This window comes from Gilliamella sp. B2785, from assembly GCF_026537005.1.
Taxonomy (GTDB): domain Bacteria; phylum Pseudomonadota; class Gammaproteobacteria; order Enterobacterales; family Orbaceae; genus Gilliamella; species Gilliamella apicola_E.
Map to the genome: position 1 here is coordinate 187,555 of NZ_JAFNNC010000001.1, position 20,326 is coordinate 207,880.

Consider the following 20,326-nt stretch of genomic DNA (forward strand, 5'->3'; position numbering starts at 1 on the left):
TTATTTATTTGAATAAATTTTAATTTATCATTAATGCTTGATCAGTTTCTAATGCTTTGCTATTAAATCCCCCAATATTTTATGTTGATAATGGTTATCATTTTCACTATATTATTCTTCCAAAATTGAAAACCATGGTAGGTAAATTAAATCATGAAGAAAAATTTTATAAAAAGGATTAGCCTATTTTTACTAATATTTAGTATCAACAGTCTTCTCAATTATAGTTTAGCAAATGAAAGAATTGTTATTGCTGGAGGATCTCTTACTGAAATTGTATTCGCACTAGGTGCTGGAGATGATGTCGTAGGTGTTGATAAAACAAGCAGTTATCCTGAGAAAGTTAAACAATTGCCACAAATCGGTTATTGGAAATTATTAAATATTGAAGGTGTTTTATCGCTTAGACCAACCTTGTTTATAACATTAAATGATGTAGAACCTGATAATGTTATCGAAAAAGTTTCTGAGTCAAAAGTAGATGTATTAGCATTAAGGCGTGTACCTGGTACAATTGAACTGTTATACGAAAATATCAATAAAATTGCATCTAAATTAAATAAACAAGAAGAAGGCGAAAAATTAATCAATAGAATTAAAGCCAATCTTGCCGACATTCAAGCCAAAATCGCAACTCACCCACAAAAAACAAAAGTTTTATCCCTAATGAGTATGAGTGGTTCCAATTCTGTAGCAGGTAAAAATACTACAATTGATGCATTAATTACTATCGCTGGTGGTGAAAATTTGGCAACGCATAATAGCTTCAAAAGTTACACTGCAGAATCAATTATAGCTATCAATCCAGAAGTTATCATTTTAAATAAATATTCGATTGATCAATTAGGTGGTTTAGACAAAGTCAATACTATTCCAGGTATTACTGAAACGAGTGCATTTAAAAATAATCGTATTACGGTTATAGATGATAGTTACTTATTTGGAATCGGGCCAAGAGTTGATGAAGCAGCAAAATTGCTTTTCCAAAGCTTTTACCCTGAATAAACTATTTTAATAATATTTTTATTAATTGAAGCAATAAATGCGCGCATTAAACATATTAAGTTTGAAAGGATAAAAATGTGAATTTTAAATATTTAAAAAAGACAAGTTCATTAGCAATAGGTTTAACATTAGCACTACCTACTTTCGCTACTGATAAACATAATGATGAAAAAGACATTGATACTATTACTGTAACAGCTCATGAAGCAACAAAAAATCCGGGAATGAATACTGAAATTTCTGAGCAAGATATTCGCCGTGATGGAGGTACTAATTTTGGTACTATAATGCGTTATCAACCTCTAATTTCTGCCCCAGGAAGTATTTCAGGTTCAGGTAGTGGTAAAAGTAGTTGGGACCGTGGTGGGTTTACTGGATACAATATTCGTGGTTTAGATGCTAACCGCGTGTCAATCGATATTGATGGTATGCCTTTACCAATAGCTCAAGGTCGGGTTAACTCTGTTGGACGAGCTGGGTTTGGATCTTACGGTATTGGCCGAGATTATATTGATACCTATATGTACAATAAAGTTGATATTCAATCAGGAGCGACATCGGTTAGTAATGCAAATAATGCCCTCGGTGGCTCAGTTTCATTCCAAACCAAATCGGCAAGTTATTACCTCTATCCGGGTAAAACGACCTACTTTGGTTATCAAAATAACTATGATAGTTCAGATAGAAGTTTCCACCAGGGCTTAACTATGGCTGGTGGTGATGATTATCTAAATGGTATTTTGGTTTTAAGTCGACGCGATGGCCAGCAAACACGTAATAATGGAGACTCAATAAGTAGTTATCCAGAAAACTGGCACTCCAACTCGATTTTAGCTGGTTTTGGCTGGCAAATGACAGAAGAACATTTAATTAATACAACAGTTGATTACAATAATAAAACCAAAAATTCTCATTATGATACTTGGGATAAATACGGTAAAAAAGTTGAGTCACTTGATCATCAAAGAAGCAAAAACAATCGCTTTAATCTTGCTATTAAAGATCAATGGAAACCAACTGCTATAAGCTGGATTGATAGTTTAACTACTCAATTAAATTATCAACGAACCAATGTCTATGATAGTACCGATATTAGACATACAACTAAAGGTAATTTTAATACTCAAACAAATTACAATACAAAAACTTATAATTTTATTACTACTTTAGTTAAAAACTATGAAAATCAGAAAATTAGCGCTGGTTTAAATGGTAAATGGAGTGAAGATGAATCACCATTCTTTACTTCAGCCCAATCTCAAAATGGTAGAATATTTCCAGACGGAGATTACACTAAACCCCAAGCAGATAGTCGAAGTTATCAATTAGGGGGATTCCTCGAAGACAGAATTAGTTTTAATATTAAAGATAGTAATAATTTCTATCTAGTACCTGGTGTTAGAGTTATTTACCAAAATACTAAACCTCGTAATTTAGAAAATATGGCTGTAACAAACATCAATGGTAGCCAGTTAGGTAAACAATATAGTAGCAATAGTGATTTCCAAGTTTTACCTTCTATGTCATTTATGTATGATATTAATCCTGACTTCACTGCTTATTTACAATACAAACGTTCCGCACAAATGCCAAATCAGAACCAATTATATGGATCTTATTTAGCGCATAGCAATATGTATGTACTTGTTGGTGATTCAAATCTTAACACTGAAACCAGTGACAATTTTGAATTAGGTTTGAAAGGACATCCTGTTTCAGGTGTAACTTTAACATCTTCAGCTTTTTATAATAAATATAAAAATTTCATCGCTTATACACGTTATAGAAAGAACTTTGTCGGAACAGGTAACCGAATTGTTTATCAAGCAGAAAATCGTGATAAGGCATACATCTATGGTGCTGAATTGAGCAGTGAATTCAATATCGGCAAATGGGTAGAATCTGCTAATGGCTTAAGCGCTAAATTTGCAATTGGTTATAACCAAGGCAAATCAAAATCAAGCTATTTAGGTGATAAATATATTGAAATGGATTCAATAGCACCAATGAAAAGTGTTGTCGGTTTAGCGTGGGATGATCCGAATAAATTTTATGGTGTGGCTGTTACAGCAACATTCCAAAAAGGTAAAAAAGCCGAAGCGACATCTAGAGAATCTTATGGTAATGATGGTAGACCACTTCCTAATTCTAAAGATGACTATTTTAGAATCGCCGGTCATGGCATTATTGATTTAACTGGTTATATTAATATTACTAAGAATGTTAAATTGAATGGTGGAGTTTATAATCTTACCGATCAAAAATATTGGGATTATCTAAGTAATAATAAATTATACAGCACATCAGATCATAAATATCTAAACATGTTTACTGCTCCAGGCAGAACATTCCAATTAGGTTTAGATGTTGATTTCTAGAATGATATATCATTTTTTCAAATAAATAACCCGCATCATGCGGGTTATTTATTCTATAGCCTTCTATAAAACCTCCCTAAAGGTGTTTAGTTTTTTATTAAAATTAAAGTAAATTTAGCATCAATAAATTGATAAAAAATATCACATGTAATATTTACATGTGATAAAATTATGCTAATATAAGTTGTATAAAAAATTAAAGAATAACCAAAATTTATGAAAAAAACCAAAGAAGCTAAAAGCTCAGCATTTTATCAACAACAATACCGACAACGTTTAAGAGAACAGGGGTTGATAAAAAAAGAAGTTTGGATATTGCCTGAAAATACTGCTGAGTTACTTGAAATCGAAAAAAAATTTCGTCAACCAGCTGTAGAAAATAAATCTTTTTTGTACCATGTGAAGGAAAACAATGAAATGAAAAATAAAGAAATCTGGAAAATTAATGACCTTTTCCAAGAATTAAATCAAACTGATTTAATCAAACAAGGTTCTGCAAGTATTGAAATAATTGATGGTGTCGATGCTTGTTTACATATCATTATGCATGACTATGGTGATTTACCACTTTTTTTAAGCGTTTCAAATCAGCAAATTATTGTAGAAGCACTACTTTGGCCAGTTTCACTAATCAAAAATCCTTCATCATTTAATGAAGAAATTCTGTCTGCTAGAAAACTATTTGCTTTATCAACTATAGCAATTGAAAAAACAGGAGATGGAGAAATCAATTACATTATGTATGGTGCACTTAGTTCATCCTCAACCTTAAACGATATTATTTATGAACTCGAAATGTTATCAGACAATGTGATCAAAGCGACTGAAGCTTATGAGCATTTTTTTAATATTGAATAGTTAAAGCGAATAGTTATAGAAGGAGTTAAATATGGTTATCTTCAAAAAATTAGTAACAGCATTACGTGGTGGAATAAATGAAGTTGGCGAATCAATAATTGATTCTCAAGCGTTACGTATATTAGACCAAGAAATTAGAGATGCTGATGAAGAATTGAGACAAGCTAAAGAATCATTAGCTAATATTCTAGCAGAACAAAAATTAGCAGAGAAACAAGTTGAATCAACAAAAGCTCAAATAACTGAATATGAAGCATATGCTATTAAAGCACTTGAAAATAACAATGAAGAGTTAGCTTTGGAAGTAGCGGAAAAACTTTCGGTACTCGAAAATCAATATGAAAATAACAAAAAGCAAGCTAACTATTTTGCTGAAAGTGTTAAAAATTTACGACAAACTATTTCACAATCTGAAATCAATATTCGTAATTTAAAACAACAAGTTGATATAGTTAAAGCTACTGAAAGTGTCCAAAAAGCACAATCTGCAGTAGCACAGCGTTACGGTGGTTCAACAGCTAAATTGCATACTGCACTCGATTCATTAGATAGAATCAAAAAACGTCAAGAAAAAGCTGCTGCCACTTTTGAAGCAAAAAAAGAATTAGCAGCAACTGAAAATCCTGATTCGCTTGATAGTAAATTAGAAGCGGCCGGTATTAAAGCTGGCAATAATAATGCAGCTTCAATTTTAGCTAGATTAAAAGAAAAACAATCAAATTAAAGTTTTCGCGTTTTGATATTTTTAAGTTAGAATAGCAAAAACAATTATAAAATAATTAATTAGTTAAAACTAGTTTGGATAGATGAAGGGAATATAATGGAACTGTTTTGGGGAATATTTTTTTCTTTTCCCGTAATTATCTTTAGTGCATTGTTAACAATCTGTATCTTATATTGGTTTGTTGCAGCATTAGGACTATTAAGCGTTGACTGTTTAGATTTTGATATCAGTGTCAATGATGTTTATAGTGATGTTCCATCTACTGGATTAGGTGGTTTATTAATGAAATTTGGCTTCAATGAAGTACCAATGACTCTCATCATCACATTGATCTCTTTAATTGGATGGTCAATTTGTTATTTTGCCTTTCGTCTATTAATCCTACCTTTGTATAATTTTGTATTTCTTTATTATTTAGCAGGGATAGCTCTTTTAATTATCTCATTTATTTTATCAGTCTATTTAACTGCTTTTTTTATTAAACCACTTCGTCCTTTATTTAGAAAGTTGATAATTAACCACAATCATAAATCATTGTTAGGACAAGTTATCGAAATACGCTCAAGTACCGTAACCAGAACTAAAGGACAAGCTACCTGTGAAGATGGAGGAGCGGGCCTTATTTTAGAGGTAAGATGTGATGAATCTTATCAATTCAAGCGCGGTGATAAAGCCGTAATCCTTCAGTATGATGAAACAACAAATTGTTATGAAATAATTAGCCTAAAAGATTTTAATGGCTAATAGAAGTTAATTTGGAGAATAGAAAAATATGTCTTTAAGCAGTGATACTATAATGTTTTTTTTGGTAATAGTTGGAAGTATATTCCTTGTAATTGTCGGATTCTTCCTATTATTTAAGGCATTTTACATAAAGGTTCCTCAAGGTACGGCGCTTATTGTTAATGACATGACGTCAAAACCTAAAGTTCATTTTACTGGTGCATTGGTATATCCAATCATCTACAAAAAAGAGTTCATGAAAATTTCCTTGATCACTTTTGACGTAGAACGAAGAGGTAAAGATGGTTTAATTTGCCAAGACAACCTTAGGGCTGACATCTGCGTAGCCTTCTATTTACGCGTTAATGAAACAACAGAAGATGTTCTTAAAGTTGCCAAATCAATCGGTGTAGATCGTGCATCAGACCAACAAGCGGTAAGCACATTATTTAGTGCTAAATTTTCAGAAGCATTGAAAACCGTAGGTAAACAATTTGAACTTGCAAAGCTGTTTGAAGATCGAATGAATTTCCGTGAACGTATCATTGATGTAATAGGTAAAGACCTTAACGGTTATGCCCTTGAAGATGTTGCTATCGATTATTTAGAACAAACTCCAATTAAATCACTCGACCCAGATAATATTTTTGATGCTGAAGGTATTAATAAAATTACAGCTATAACTGCTGTACATAAAGATGAAACCAATAAGCGAGAACGCGATCTAGAGTTAGCTCTTAAGAAAAAAGATACTGAAACTATCGAAGCTAAACTTGAATTAGAACGTCAACAAGCTGACGCTGAGGCTCGACAAAAACGTGAAATTGAAACTATTCGAGCTAGAGAAGCCGCTGAAACATTAAAAGTTCAAGAAGAAGAACGTTTGAAAGCTGAACAAGCTAGAATTCAAACCCAACAAGAAATTGAAGTAAGAGAAGAGAATCGTTTACGTGAAGTAGAAGTTGCACAGAATAACCGCCTAAGAGCTATTGCGATTGAAGAAGAACGTGTAATCCGAGCTCGTTCACTTGAAATTGTTGCTCGTGAACGAGAAGTTGAACTACAACGAATAGAGAAAGACAAAGTTGTAGAAGAGGAAAAGAAACAGATTGCTAATGTTATTCGTGAACGTGTAGCAGTTGAAAAAACAGTTGCAGTTGAAGAGGAAAACATTAAAGAAGTTCGTGAAGTTTCAAGAGCAGATCGTGAAAAACAAACAACAATTATTGAAGCTGAAGCTAGAGCTGAACAAGAGCTAGTTAAACAAGTAAAACAAGCTGAGGCAGATGAACAATCATCTAAACATCGCGCAATTGAAATCAGCACGATGGCTCAAGCTGAATTAGAAGCTGCTGCTAAACAAGCTGAAGCTAAAAAACAATTAGCTCAGGGTATAGAAGCCGAAGAAGCGGCAATAGGCCTTGCCGAAGCTAAAGTACGTAAAGCAAGAGCAGAAGCAGAAGAAAAAGAAGGTTTAGTCAAAGCAAATATTACAGCTGAGACATTATTAGCTGAAGCGAAAGGTAATCAAGAAAAAGGCTTAGCAGAAGCTAAAGTTATTGAAGCCAAAGCAATTGCAGTAGAAAAACAAGGTTTAACTGAAGCTAAAGTACTTGAGGAAAAACTTTCTGCTCAAGCTCGTGGTGATGAACGTATTGGATTCGCAAAAGCATCAGCAACAAAAGAACAAGGTCTTGCAGAAGCGTTAGTAATTCGCGAAAAATTAACTGCTGAGGCAAATGGTTTAGTAGATAAGTTCCAAGCAATGGGTACGATGAATGAACAATCGAAAAATCATGAGGAATTCCGCTTAGCGCTTGAAAAAGGTTTCGAACAAGCCATGGCTGCTATTGCTGCTAACAAAGAAATTGCTAGAGAACAAGCTGACGTGCTTGCTGCAGCATTCAGTAAAGCCAATATTGAAATTGTAGGCGGTAATGATAACTTCTTTAATAGCTTCTCTAAAGCAATTAGTGTAGGTAAAGCAATAGAAGGAACTGTTAATCAGAGCCCTGTACTACAATCTGCATTACAATCAGTACTATCTCGCTTATCGGGAGACAAAAACATAAACATAAAAGAGACTTTGCAAAACACTGATTTAAAAGCGTTAGCAAAACAATTTTTGTCATCCAATAATGAAAATGAATAGGTTACTATCAGAATAGCCATTTATCTATAATGTAATCAGTTTTAGGTAGGATTCATTTCCTACCTAAAACATTAGGTATTTCAGTATTATCTTCAACGAGTAAAACATGTCAGAAACCCAAGATCAGCAACAAACATCAATTGATAAAGCAGTCGCGGAAGGCGGAGCTTATGAAATTCTTCGTAAACGTTTAACCTCTTTAGGACAAGAACTTAATCAAAAGACAGAAGCTCTAAATCAGGAAAGGCTATCTGAGTTTGGTAAAAGTGACATGTCCATTATTAGCCGTATTCGTATTAGAACGGAAAATAACTGTGTAGCACGAGATATTGTTCGCTTTGGTGATTGGTTGTTGTTTGGTTATAACGTCTATTTAGGATTAAAAAAAGAAACCAAGATAGAAGATGTATTTTCACTTTATCAATTAGTTGAACGTGATAACAATTATGAAGCTGATCCGGTTGATCTCTCAAATACATTCTTAAATATAGATAGATTTATACAAGACTTTAATGAGCTTTATACTTATTATAAAAATGCCCAGTTACTTCAGCTTGTTGAACGTGATGGAAAACTTCTTGCTAGTTTTCAAATTGGAGAACGAATTAGTGATATTCGTGTATTTCGATGGTCTATATCTAGCGATAAAAAAACAATCGAGTATATAGATAATCGAGGTGAGCGAGATATCGCACTACCACCTGCCTACGATTTTGAATGGATCGAAACAACACGTGAAGATATTGTTAATGGGCGATTTCCTCATATCAATGTTCTTGATACAGTATTTGTTGAAACCATTGGTGGTGACTTAACAATAAAGTGTGAAAATAATACTAATGATGGTTTAGGAATTTATCGAGAAGAGGTTGTTGATAAAAATCAATCAATTAATGATGCTAAAATAGAATATGCAAAAGTTGGTTCATTAATCCTATTGAAAATTCTCCCTTACCGCGAAGACAATTGGCGCTATTTAGTTTATAACTCGCTAACCCAGCAAGTCCATCGTATAGATTTTATTGGTCAATCATGTATTCAACTTCCAGAAGATCATGGAATTATATTTCCTGGGGGGTACTACTTACAAAATGGAGATTATAAAACTTTTGACCAATCAATGTTAGGTATGCGTTTCAGACGAATTCGCCGTTCACCAAATGGTGAAGATGTTTTATACATTTTCTATGACCCAAGCAATGGGCGACTAGCACTGTTCAATTATAATATGATTGAACGCAAACTAGATAACCCAATTTTAGGTCATGGCTACGCCGTTTTTGAAGATGGTCGAATGGTCGTTTTTGAAGGAGAAAGTGATGAGCCAACTAGAGTTCATCCAATGCAAATTTGGCAAACTCCTTTTTATAGTGATGAATATGCAGCACAACAACCGACAAATAATAGCTTCCTCGGAAAAATAGGTAATGCTGAACTTGTTCGCGGAATTTCAGATCTGTATTTTATCTCGCGTGAAATCGATAACCAGGCAGTCTCTTCACAACTCTATAGCAAACTAAGTGAAGATACAAAACGGCTCTTTGATAATTACTTTTGGCTCAATGACGAGAAACACCTATCATTCTCCCCTATTCTTCGTAATATTTCACAAACGAGTGAATTAGTTATAGATGAGTATGAAAAAGTCGAAAGCATTCGACGTCAATCCGAAAGCGCTATGCGTGAGGCAATTTCTAATCAACAAGATTTATTAACCAAGCTTTACCCTGATAGCTGGCAAGAAACACAAGAATTTGTTGATGCATTAAATGCAATAAAATTACAACTTGGCAGTTTAGTCACATTAAGAACTTACCGATACATTGATTTAGACCAAATCGATGAAATGGAAAATAAACTAAAAGCTAGACAAGCTGAGGTTTCATTAGCTACAGCTGAGTTTTTAGGAAGTGATAAAGCATTAGAGCCATTCAATATAAAAATTGACGATATTGAACAGCAAATTACCAAAGCAGATACTGTTGCAAAATTACTTGAATCTGTTGAAATAACAGAAACTATGTCAACTGATTTAGATATGCTTTCACAATTGATAGCAACCCTAAAATTTGATGACGTCACATTACAAACTAAAATCATAGAATCAATAGCTGAAGTCTATGCAAAACTTAACCAAACAAAAGCTAAAATCCAACAAAAACGAAAAAATTTAGCTAATGTTGAAATGGTCGCTCAATTTGGTGCTCAATTTAAATTATTTGGCCAAAGTATCGCCAATGCCTTGAGTATGGCAACAACACCTGAAAAATGTGATGATGAGCTATCTCGTCTTCTAGTACAACTTGAAGAGCTTGAGAATCAATTTAGTGAAAGTGAAGAGTTCCTTAATGATATTCTGGCTAAACGGGAAGAGATATTAGAATCATTTGAAACTCACAAACAATCACTACTTGAAGATAGAACAAGACGAACAGAAGCGTTACTTACGGCTGCCAATCGAATTTTAGATAGTATACCAAGAAGAACGGCTAAATTTTCTGATCAAAATGAGTTAAATGCTTTTTTTGTTGCCGACGCTTTAGCTTTAAAAATTCGTGAAATAGTCGAAAAATTAAGGGCACTTTTTGATAATGTCAAAGCAGATGATATTGAATCTCGTTTCCAAAGTGCCAGAGATCAATCAATACGAGCCTTACGAGATAAATCAGAAATATTTGAATCTGGCGGAAATGTAATCAAACTGGGGCCAAGACATAAGTTTAGTGTCAACACCCAAGAACTTGATTTAACCATTGTACCAAAAGAAGAGCATCTTTATTTGCAATTAACGGGTACTGATTATCAGGAAAGAATCAATCACCCTAAATTAGAAAGTTATAAACCTTTCTGGTCAATTTCATTAGAATCCGAATCGCCTAGTGTTTACCGTGGTGAATATTTAGCATATTCAATAATTAATTCAGCGCTTAAAAAAGAGCATGATTTAAGTTATGAAGATTTAAAAAACCAATTAAACCAACCTGAAGTATTAGCTAAAACAGTAAGAGATTATGCGTCAATGCGATATCGTGAGGGCTATGAAAAAGGGATTCACGATCACGATGCATTAAAAATATTAGCTAAACTGATTCCGCTAGGTGAAGCGGCCGGTCTATTACGCTATAACCCTTTAGCCCGAAGCTTAGCTATCCTTTTTTGGCATCATAATCAAAAGAGTGATATTGCCAAATTATGGCCAGAGCGAGCCAAAACTTGTAAAGATATACAGGCGTTATTTGGTCATGATGAAGGTATAAGAAATCTTCAAACAGAGATGTCTTTTGAATTAACCCAATTTTTAGAAAAGTACCCTATTCAACATGAACAATATCATGTAAAACAAGCAACTGAATATTTAAGCTATATATTAGCCAAAACACCACAAGAATTTACGTTAAGTAAATATGGCCACTATCTATTTGAAGGTTTAAAAGCCCGCCTCGAGGAATCTCATATGTGGGGTGATTTTAACCAATCACAAAGCAATCTTCAAAAACGACTTGCCGATCGCTGGATTCTAATCGAAAGTTGGTTTAAAGGTCTTTGTACCCTACCCCAATATCAAAAACTATCAGACTATATTGCTGAAGCTTTAGTATTGTGTATGTTAGATAAAGAAAGTAGCATTACGCTGGGAATTAGCGAGCTTGAGCTTGATATTTCCGTCAACGATTTACTTGGCGATCATCCAAGTATAATTCAGGGAGTGTTGAATATTAATCTTGATGATTTCTTTAGTCGCATGCGTAAACAGTCCAGAATTATTATTCCGGAGTTTCTGCATTATCAAAGTCTTCGTCAGGAAGTACTCGATGAACAACGTGATCTTCTACATCTAGAGGAATTTAAGGCTAAACCATTAAGTTCGTTTGTGCGAAACAAACTCATTAATCAAGTTTACTTACCTATCATTGGTGATAACTTAGCTAAACAAATGGGAACGGTTGGTGAAACTAGACGTACCGATTTAATGGGGTTATTACTGCTTATATCTCCACCGGGTTATGGTAAAACGACATTAATGGAATATGTTGCTAATCGTCTTGGATTAATCTTTATGAAGATTAACGGACCGGCTTTAGGCCATAGTGTGTTATCTTTCGATCCAAATCAAGCACCGAATGCAACTGCCAAACAAGAGCTAGTAAAACTTAATCTAGCGCTTGAAATGGGAAATAACGTCATGCTTTATATTGATGATATACAGCACACCAATCCGGAATTCTTACAAAAATTCATCTCCCTTTGTGATGGTTCACGCCGAATAGAAGGTGTTTGGAAAGAAAAAACTAAGACCTATGATCTCCGAGGTAAAAAATTCTGCGTTATTATGTCAGGTAACCCGTATACTGAATCAGGAGAAGTATTCAAAATACCAGATATGTTAGCTAACCGTGCAGATATTTATAATTTAGGTGAAGTTCTTGGTGGTATGGATGAAGTTTTTGCTTCAAGTTATATTGAAAACTGCTTAACTTCAAATCCAATTCTAGCACCTCTTGCACTACGTGACTTAAATGATCTTTATCAACTCATTGACCATGCACAAGGCAAGCCACTTAATAGCAATGAATTAAGTTACGCTTACAGCCAAGCAGAAATCAGTGAAATTGTTGCAGTACTTAGTCACCTATTGAAAATTAGAGAAGTGGTATTCAAAGTTAACCAACAATACATTGTTAGTGCTGCTCAATCAGATAAATACCGTACAGAACCACCTTTCAAACTTCAAGGTAGTTATCGAAACATGAATAAACTTGCTGAGAAGGTTTCTTCTGTTATGAATGATGATGAACTTAATCAAATCATCAACGATCACTATTTAGGTGAAGCTCAACTATTAACTAATGGTGCTGAAGAAAATCTTCTTAAACTCGCTGAAATTCGTGGCGTATTAACTGATACACAAACTAAACGTTGGCAACAAATCAAAGCTGATTTTATACGCAATAAAACACTAGGTGGTGATGAAAGTGATACCGGAAACCAAATTGTTACGCAATTGGCTGACTTAGTGCAAAGTGTACAGGCTTTGCAGTTATCATCAAATAAAAAACCGAAAAAAGAGAAAAGAAATAGAAAAGGTAAATAGCGAAATTTAATTATATTTTATTGTTAATAAAAAAGGCGGAAATAGACTTCCGCTTTTTTATTATTTAGGAAAAAAGGTAATTAAAATAGGTCAAATCCACATTAATGATAAAAATCCGTATAATAAATAGGCAAAAATATAACAACCTATTGGTGTGATTATCAATAAAATACCTAATCTTCGCATAATTTTGGTTTTAGCGAAGCATAAAATTATTATACCAATTACGAAAACTAATAAATAAACCCACCAAAAGATAAATAGTGACAATATAAAAAAACCTATTCCATTCAAATAAATCATTTAATTAACTCCATTAATTATTTTTTTCTATTTTATCCTTTTCTAGTTATTTATCATAATTGACTAATCCGACTTTTATTTCAGAAGCTAAAGAAGACAAAACGATACTGGGTATTAATTCATCAATACCCAGACAAATTAAATCAGAATATCCTTTTTCATTTTCAACATCCAAAAATTGCATAAGAGGCTTATTGGTGAAGTTATTTGCCCAATCTGGGATAAAATATGGGGTAGTTTCTAATTGAGAAAGATTATGAACAATAAGTTCATCGGCATTATTACTCACTGTGATTTGTAATTAATATTCAGATAGTCACATTACTCTTTCAAAATAACCTCTAGTATTGAAGTCAAACTTTTTACATTAAAATTCAGTTATCGATAATCCTATTGAATTTTCGATTTTTATCATAATATTTTTTTCAAAAAATTCATTCCGGTGTACATGGAGAACACGAAAATGAGTTAATTTTACCAAATTGTATTAAAGAATATAATTCATGTATTAAAAATGCGTTCATTTTCACAGATATCCTTAAGTTTCACTACCAACGAAAGGCAATTGTAATCAAGCCTTATTATGCTGCCCATGCTTGCACCTCATTGAGTAGACATCACCTTGAATAATCTAAAAGCTTTTAAATTATCTTGCCATATTTCTATATACTTATCTTAATAATCAGCTTTTGTTAAACCGAAAGCCGTTAATTCACCCTTTGACGGCTCTGGAGTATATAAAGCAATAGCAAGCTCAATTCTTTTTTCGCTTTGACCTAACATTGCTTTATGAAATATAAATGAAAAAGCTTGATCTGCTACAGTACAACTTAAAAGAATTTGGTGGGTAAGAAACGTTAAAATGGTTGAAATAACATAATAACTTGAATGCTATCCATTTGTGCAAATTTTAGATGTGATCACAATCTGCGTCGCAAAATGTAAATAAAGATAATCAAGACTTAAATATTTAACATTAAACCTATAGTTATATTTATTTTTAATGGCGTCCCCTACAGGATTCGAACCTGTGACCTACGGCTTAGAAGGCCGTTGCTCTATCCAGCTGAGCTAAGGAGACATCGATTGGATTTAGTCGATTAAACGCTGAGTATTATATAAAGCTATTTTGATCCGTCAATGCTTTTTAATTGATTATCAATCTATGTAGACAAAATATCGTCAATTTTGACGTTATCGGCAATAAATTCAATACTAATAATCAGAAAAAATGAAAAAATATTCATTTATTCGATCTCAAAAACCCCGTTCCTCAACTTTTTTTTCAATTATGGCGATAAATTACTTTAATAATTTGAGCAGTAGTTAATTGTTTTTAATATATAGATAATTTATTTTGCGCTAGCTATTTGCGCTTTTAGCATCGCTAACCGGCTTTGACCTTGTTGCATTTTCTTTTCTGGTGATAGTTCATTACGCTGATCTTGCCAAGCTAAATCGTCTTGTGGAAGTTCGAGTAAAAAGCGACTTGGTTCAACATAAACTGTTTCACCAAATTGTTTTCTCTGTCGGCTGAATGAAAAGGTTAGCTCTTTTTGAGCTCGAGTTATGCCTACATAAGCAAGTCGTCTCTCTTCTTCAATATTGTCTTCATCAATACTTGTTTGATGAGGTAATACCCCTTCAGACATACCAACTAAATAAACATAAGGAAATTCGAGGCCTTTTGAGGCGTGTAATGTCATTAATTGTACTTGATCTAGCTCTTCTTCTGTTTCATTTCTTTCTAACATATCACGTAACGTAAATCTTGCTACTGCTTGTTCTAGCGTTAATGCTTCGTCTATTTCATCACCCTGTAACATTTCATTTAGCCAGCTAACTAATTGTTCAACATTACGCATTCGCATCTGCCCGGCTGTTGGTGAGGTAGACGTTTCATAGATCCAACTTTCGTAGTGAATCCCATGTAATAATTCATGAATCGCGGCCATTGGTTCGGAATGTGATTTTTCAATCAGAGAATCGAACCAATGGATAAAGGCATGTAGGGTTTCCATCCGTTTACCTGATAATAATTCGGTTAGCCCCATATCATGACTTGCATGATATAAGCTTACACCACGTTGATTTGCCCATTCACCCAGTTTTTGGATAGTTACCGGCCCTATTTCTCGTTTTGGTGTATTAATAATGCGGATAAAAGCATTATCATCATCAGGGTTGGTTAATAGGCGTAGGTATGCCATTAAGTCTTTAATTTCAATGCGAGCGAAGAAAGATGTCCCACCAGAAATTCGGTAAGGTATTCGATACTGCATTAGCATTTTTTCAATTAAGCGAGACTGGTGATTTCCGCGATATAAAATAGCATATTCACCGTATTGGCTATTATTAGCAAAACGATGACCAATCAAGTCATTAACAACCTTTTCCGCTTCGTGTTCTTCATTGTCGGCGGAGATCACTTTTAAATGTTCACCATAACTGAGTTCTGAAAATAATTTTTTTTCAAAGATATGCGGATTGTTTTCGATTAAGATGTTAGCAACTTTTAGAATTCTTCCTGATGATCGGTAATTTTGTTCTAATTTAATCACTTCTAACTTAGGAAAGTCTTGTTTTAGTAGAATTAAATTTTTAGGACGAGCCCCCCGCCATGAGTAAATCGACTGATCATCATCACCAACAACCGTAAATTTAGCTCGGCTACCTACTAATAATTTGATAAATTCATATTGGCTGGTATTAGTATCTTGATATTCATCAATAAGCAGGTAGCGGATACGGTTTTGCCATTTTTCTCTAACTTCTTCATTTGTTTTTAGTAACAATGTAGGTAGTAAGATTAGATCATCGAAATCTAATATACTGCAAGATTTAAGTTGTTTTTCGTAAAGTTGATAGCAGTGAGCAAATAATTTTTCTTTGTTGGTTTGTGCTCTAGCCATTGCTACTGTCGAATCAACGATATCATTCTTCCAATTTGAGATGGTAGAGCGTAATTGGTTGATGAGATCTTTGTCTCCATCGAACCATTGTTGTGTTAGTTCTTTGAGTAGAGCAATTTGGTCGTGGTCGTCAAATAATGAAAAATTAGATTTTATACCAAGATGTTTATGTTCTCGTCGAACAATATCTAAGCCTAAAGTATGAAAAGTTGAAATTTTCAGACCTCTTGCCTCTTGCTTACTTAGCGATTGAGCAATACGTTCTTTCATTTCTCGTGCAGCTTTATTAGTAAAAGTCACGGCAACGATATGACGAGGTAAATACTCTTTTACTCGAATTAGATAAGCTATTTTATTAATGATTACCCGAGTTTTGCCCGAACCCGCACCAGCCAATACAAGGCATGGCCCCGAAACATATTCCACAGCTTGTTGTTGACTTGGATTTAAACGCACAGAAGAAAAGTCCTAAGTAAAATTGTTCGTTAGTATATACTGATTTATCAATCATACGCAATCAGACGCATGACCAATTAAGCTAGACAAAATTCTTTAATGAATGAAAGTTAACGCGTGTTCAACAACTTCAATTCCCGCTCCTGGTTTATGCGCATTTTCGCTAAGGTAACGTCGCCACTGTTTTGCACCTTTTCTACCATTAAATATTCCTAAGGTGTGTCGCATAATATGATTGAGTTGTCCGCCTTGACTAAGTTGTGTTTCAATATAAGGATAAAGAGTTTGTATTGCGACAATAGGATCAATAATTGGAGTATCATCTCCAAAAATTTGCTGATCAATCTGAGTTAATAGCATTGGATTTTGGTAAGCTTCTCGCCCAACCATGACACCATCAACATAGTTTAGATGATGTTTGATTTCTTCAATGGTTTTAATCCCACCATTTATGGCGATAGTTAACTGCGGATAGTCACGCTTTAGCTGATAAACTCGCTCATAATCAAGTGGTGGTACTTCTCGATTCTCTTTTGGGCTTAGCCCCGAAAGCCATGCTTTGCGAGCATGAACAATAAATGTATCGGTATATGGCATCACTTTTTCAATAAAATCACATAAAAATGAATAACTATCTTGGTTATCAATACCTATGCGTGTTTTTACCGTGACAGGTATATTTACCTCTTTATGAATGGCATCAATACAATTTGCGACTAAATCAGCTTTTCCCATTAAACAAGCACCAAACATACCATTTTGAACGCGATCTGATGGGCAACCTACATTAAGGTTAATCTCATTATATCCTCGTTCCTCTGCCAACTTAGCGCATTTAGCCAACGCTATGGGATCACTTCCACCTAATTGTAAACTTACTGGCTGTTCCTGTTCATTAAAGGCAAGATAGTCTCCTTTACCATATAAAATTGCGCCAGTGGTTACCATTTCGGTATAAAGTAATGTTTGTTTAGTTAATATTCGATGAAAATATCGACAATGTTTGTCAGTCCAATCGAGCATCGGAGCTATAGAAAATTTATTTAAGGTTGATTTCATTGATATACCGGTGTTTAAGGCTGTTTTTATCGATTATATTAAAATATTATTTTTGCTTATTTTATTATATTTTTTCATTGTTAGGATCCCACACAGGGTCCCACGGCGATAGGACGTAAATAATTAAGCTTTGAAATTATGGCTCATTATATCATAGAAAAAAAGTTCGTGCGGATGGAACTCAGCGATATCGCTGTACCTTTATAATTAAAGAATAAACTATGATCATTTATCGTGAGTAAAAAAGTTCAGCAAACAGCAAATAGCAAAAACATGGGGTAACAACCAGGTATCTAAAATAGAGCAATTCGGGATCCTAGTAAAAAACAACGTAACAAAATTAACTCTTGGAAACCTATTATATAAATATCTTTCAGATCCGAGTCTAGGAGAAAAAGCAGGTCGAACTAAAAGATACGTAATTCAAATGCAATTGAAAGCGATATAGCTAATATTAAATTATCTGATTTTAAAACACATCACATTATAGAGCATTGTCGAAGTAGAGTAGAATCAGGAACACGGCCAGCAACGGTTAGTCATGATGTAAGTTACATTAAATCATTACTAAAGGCTGCTCGTCCACTATATGGTATTAATATCGACGATACTGTCGTAAAAAATGTACGCCCATTACTGATATAAATGAATTTGATTGGTAAAAGCCAACGTAGGACTAGACGCCCGATCAATGATGAGCTAGAACAGTTAATTGATAAACTGAAAAAGCGACAGTTACACAAAAATTCAAATATCCCATTTGTTGATATTTTAAATTTTTCAATATTGTCTTGTATGCGAATTAGTAAAGTATGTTCAGTAAGATGGGATGATATTAATTATGAGCAAAAAGCCATCTTAGTTAGAAATTGAAAAGATCCAAGATAAAATAGGTAATTACATGTTAGTACCTTTACTTGGCGACTCATTGAATATCTTACAATCTCAACCAAAAGATGACGATCTAGTTTTCCCGTATAATTCAAGTTCGGTTACTTCTGGATTCAAACGCGTTAGAAATGAACTAGGTATTCAAGATTTGCGTTACCATGATTTGCGAAGAGAAGGAGCAAGCCGTTTATTAGAACAAGGCTTTTCAATAGAAGAAGTTGCTCAAGTTACTGGGCATCGTAATTTACAAACACTGTGGAATATTTATATTAGTTTATTCTAAAATTGATTAAATGATAAATTTGATAAAATAAATGGACTAGATAAGTAAAGCTTAAAATTGATATAGCAACCTAAGCCGCTTTTTCTAATACTTCAAGGATGCACCGTCAGTTTCAATAGCTCGCCTAATAATCGCTTTAACTACGTTACTACTAATATTGTAAGTTTCAAAAATATTACTTGCTTGCTAGTTTATCAATAATAAAAAGTTATCTGTTCAATTCCGTCGTCCGTTTGCACTTTCAACATCTCGTATAATTTCCTTTAATAGAGTTAATTCTTTTATATTTTTCTCCTTATTAGGGCCATAACCCTAAATTATTCTGAGTTATTGAGCTGAATTAAGTATTTTCAATTCTTCAATCTTTACATCTGTGTCACGTAATGCAAGAAGGCGTTCTAATAGAAATTTTTCAATTAACCTAGCTTCTAAATATTTTTCATTGCTAAATTAGTTATATAAAGATTGAATAGCATCTGAAGCAGAATCAATTATTTTTGTAATAACATCTAATTTTTTATCTAATTGTCTACGTTCCATTTTCTTAATCTATGTTTTTGATTATTTCAATGACTACACAGTAACTCTCATCAAAAATGAAGTCCAGTTGCTTTTATACTTTTTGATATTTTTATTAAAATTGATATTTTTATCATTTTTGATATAATTAAAAAAAATGATATATGGATTTGCTGAAATGTTTACAATAAAAACTCATGATGAGGCAAAAAACGAGATTTTAAATTTGCCACCAGTGCTAAGAGGTAAAACAATCGACCTGATTGAAAAATTGCAAACTGCTGAACAGCTTAGAATGCCGTTTAGTAAATCATTGGGAGGTGGATTATTCGAGTTGAGAGTCATCGAACGCAACAATATTGCTCGTACTATTTACGTGTATCAACATTCAAAAACTATTTATTTATTGCATGCGTTTGTTAAAAAAACACAAAAAACCCCCGCAGATGCACTAAAAACAGCTAGAATCCGACTTAAGGAGATGATTGAAAATGACTAAAAAACACAATACACCGTTTAGTGAGATTAAGGAGCAAGCATTGGCTGATCCTATAGCACGGGCAGCATATAATGAATCAGACAAAACATGGAAATTACGAGAGCTGCTAATTAAATCTCGTGAAATTGCTGGATTATCACAAACAGAGTTAGCAGAACGATTAAATTTGTCCGCTTCAAATATCAGCAGAATTGAGAAAAGCCCTGATTGCACTAGTATTAAAACAATTTTTAAATATTTAGACGCTTGTAACGTTGATATTGATTTTGTTCCACATTTGCAAAAATTATAAAAAATTTTAAAAAAGTAACTCATGAGCTAATAAAATAACCAATTTTACTAGCTCGGAGTTACAATCTCCTTTTTATCATCGCTATTTGAATTAAATATATTTACACGCAGCTCTGTAAATCAGTGGTTAGACAGGTATATAAAAATACATGCTGAACGCAATTTAAAACCAAAAGCCATC

At 33.5% G+C, this 20,326-nt stretch carries 12 protein-coding genes, 1 tRNA gene and 1 pseudogene; 10 read left to right on the top strand and 4 right to left on the bottom strand.

Features of this window, described 5'->3' with window-relative positions:
• Nucleotides 1-153 precede the first annotated feature (153 nt).
• The 7 genes from J3U24_RS00890 to J3U24_RS00920 all read left to right on the top strand — a co-directional run bounded on the left by J3U24_RS00890 (nucleotide 154) and on the right by J3U24_RS00920 (nucleotide 12,932).
• Nucleotides 154-1,005 carry a heme/hemin ABC transporter substrate-binding protein gene (locus J3U24_RS00890; protein WP_065734404.1) on the top strand — a complete coding sequence of 284 codons (852 nt, stop codon included), beginning with the start codon at nucleotides 154-156 and terminating at the stop codon, nucleotides 1,003-1,005.
• A gap of 77 nt (nucleotides 1,006-1,082) precedes the next feature.
• Complete coding sequence (locus J3U24_RS00895) at nucleotides 1,083-3,383, top strand: TonB-dependent receptor domain-containing protein (RefSeq protein ID WP_065734405.1); 2,301 nt, start codon at nucleotides 1,083-1,085, stop codon at nucleotides 3,381-3,383.
• Between the two features lie 216 nt (nucleotides 3,384-3,599).
• Complete coding sequence (locus tag J3U24_RS00900; protein ID WP_267330274.1) at nucleotides 3,600-4,241, top strand: YjfI family protein; 642 nt, start codon at nucleotides 3,600-3,602, stop codon at nucleotides 4,239-4,241.
• A 31-nt stretch (nucleotides 4,242-4,272) separates the two neighbouring features.
• A complete protein-coding gene (locus tag J3U24_RS00905; RefSeq protein ID WP_065734407.1) occupies nucleotides 4,273-4,965 on the top strand; it encodes a PspA/IM30 family protein in 693 nt (230 codons plus the stop codon).
• 96 nt (nucleotides 4,966-5,061) lie between these two features.
• Nucleotides 5,062-5,709 (top strand): hypothetical protein, encoded by a 648-nt coding sequence (locus J3U24_RS00910; protein ID WP_065734408.1) that lies wholly within the window; start codon nucleotides 5,062-5,064, stop codon nucleotides 5,707-5,709.
• Between the two features lie 52 nt (nucleotides 5,710-5,761).
• On the top strand, nucleotides 5,762-7,840 hold the full coding sequence (locus tag J3U24_RS00915; RefSeq protein ID WP_218058451.1) for a hypothetical protein: 2,079 nt from the start codon (nucleotides 5,762-5,764) through the stop codon (nucleotides 7,838-7,840).
• A gap of 106 nt (nucleotides 7,841-7,946) precedes the next feature.
• On the top strand, nucleotides 7,947-12,932 hold the full coding sequence (locus J3U24_RS00920) for a DNA repair ATPase (protein ID WP_267336922.1): 4,986 nt from the start codon (nucleotides 7,947-7,949) through the stop codon (nucleotides 12,930-12,932).
• 349 nt (nucleotides 12,933-13,281) lie between these two features.
• On the opposite strand, the gene J3U24_RS00925 is transcribed toward J3U24_RS00920, so the two are convergent.
• From J3U24_RS00925 to dusA, 4 genes are all read right to left on the bottom strand, one after another.
• A complete protein-coding gene (locus J3U24_RS00925) occupies nucleotides 13,282-13,524 on the bottom strand; it encodes a DUF6334 family protein (RefSeq protein ID WP_267336923.1) in 243 nt (80 codons plus the stop codon).
• Between the two features lie 715 nt (nucleotides 13,525-14,239).
• Nucleotides 14,240-14,316: transfer RNA gene (locus tag J3U24_RS00930), tRNA-Arg, on the bottom strand.
• 271 nt (nucleotides 14,317-14,587) lie between these two features.
• Complete coding sequence (gene rep / locus J3U24_RS00935) at nucleotides 14,588-16,603, bottom strand: DNA helicase Rep (protein WP_267336924.1); 2,016 nt, start codon at nucleotides 16,601-16,603, stop codon at nucleotides 14,588-14,590.
• A gap of 96 nt (nucleotides 16,604-16,699) precedes the next feature.
• Entirely contained in the window at nucleotides 16,700-17,662 is a 963-nt protein-coding gene (dusA, locus tag J3U24_RS00940) for a tRNA dihydrouridine(20/20a) synthase DusA (protein ID WP_267336925.1), read from the bottom strand.
• Nucleotides 17,663-17,800: 138 nt separating this feature from the next.
• Here dusA and J3U24_RS11555 point away from each other — a divergent pair.
• The 3 genes and pseudogenes from J3U24_RS11555 to J3U24_RS00955 all read left to right on the top strand — a co-directional run bounded on the left by J3U24_RS11555 (nucleotide 17,801) and on the right by J3U24_RS00955 (nucleotide 20,146).
• A pseudogene (locus J3U24_RS11555) lies at nucleotides 17,801-18,836 on the top strand (site-specific integrase).
• A gap of 697 nt (nucleotides 18,837-19,533) precedes the next feature.
• On the top strand, nucleotides 19,534-19,854 hold the full coding sequence (locus tag J3U24_RS00950) for a type II toxin-antitoxin system RelE/ParE family toxin (RefSeq protein ID WP_267336928.1): 321 nt from the start codon (nucleotides 19,534-19,536) through the stop codon (nucleotides 19,852-19,854).
• A complete protein-coding gene (locus tag J3U24_RS00955; protein ID WP_267336929.1) occupies nucleotides 19,847-20,146 on the top strand; it encodes a helix-turn-helix domain-containing protein in 300 nt (99 codons plus the stop codon). The genes J3U24_RS00950 and J3U24_RS00955 overlap by 8 nt, the downstream gene beginning before the upstream one ends.
• The last annotated feature ends 180 nt before the right edge of the window (nucleotides 20,147-20,326 follow it).

What these genes read in the sequence shown, in the direction of transcription:
- J3U24_RS00915 (WP_218058451.1), top strand. Translation starts at nt 5,762, where the DNA reads ATGTTTTTTTTGGTAATAGTTGGAAGTATATTCCTTGTAATTGTCGGA.
- J3U24_RS00950 (WP_267336928.1), top strand. Translation starts at nt 19,534, where the DNA reads ATGTTTACAATAAAAACTCATGATGAGGCAAAAAACGAGATTTTAAAT.
- J3U24_RS00900 (WP_267330274.1), top strand. Translation starts at nt 3,600, where the DNA reads ATGAAAAAAACCAAAGAAGCTAAAAGCTCAGCATTTTATCAACAACAA.
- J3U24_RS00890 (WP_065734404.1), top strand. Translation starts at nt 154, where the DNA reads ATGAAGAAAAATTTTATAAAAAGGATTAGCCTATTTTTACTAATATTT.
- J3U24_RS00920 (WP_267336922.1), top strand. Translation starts at nt 7,947, where the DNA reads ATGTCAGAAACCCAAGATCAGCAACAAACATCAATTGATAAAGCAGTC.
- J3U24_RS00910 (WP_065734408.1), top strand. Translation starts at nt 5,062, where the DNA reads ATGGAACTGTTTTGGGGAATATTTTTTTCTTTTCCCGTAATTATCTTT.
- J3U24_RS00905 (WP_065734407.1), top strand. Translation starts at nt 4,273, where the DNA reads ATGGTTATCTTCAAAAAATTAGTAACAGCATTACGTGGTGGAATAAAT.
- J3U24_RS00955 (WP_267336929.1), top strand. Translation starts at nt 19,847, where the DNA reads ATGACTAAAAAACACAATACACCGTTTAGTGAGATTAAGGAGCAAGCA.
- dusA (WP_267336925.1), bottom strand. Translation starts at nt 17,662, where the DNA reads ATGAAATCAACCTTAAATAAATTTTCTATAGCTCCGATGCTCGATTGG.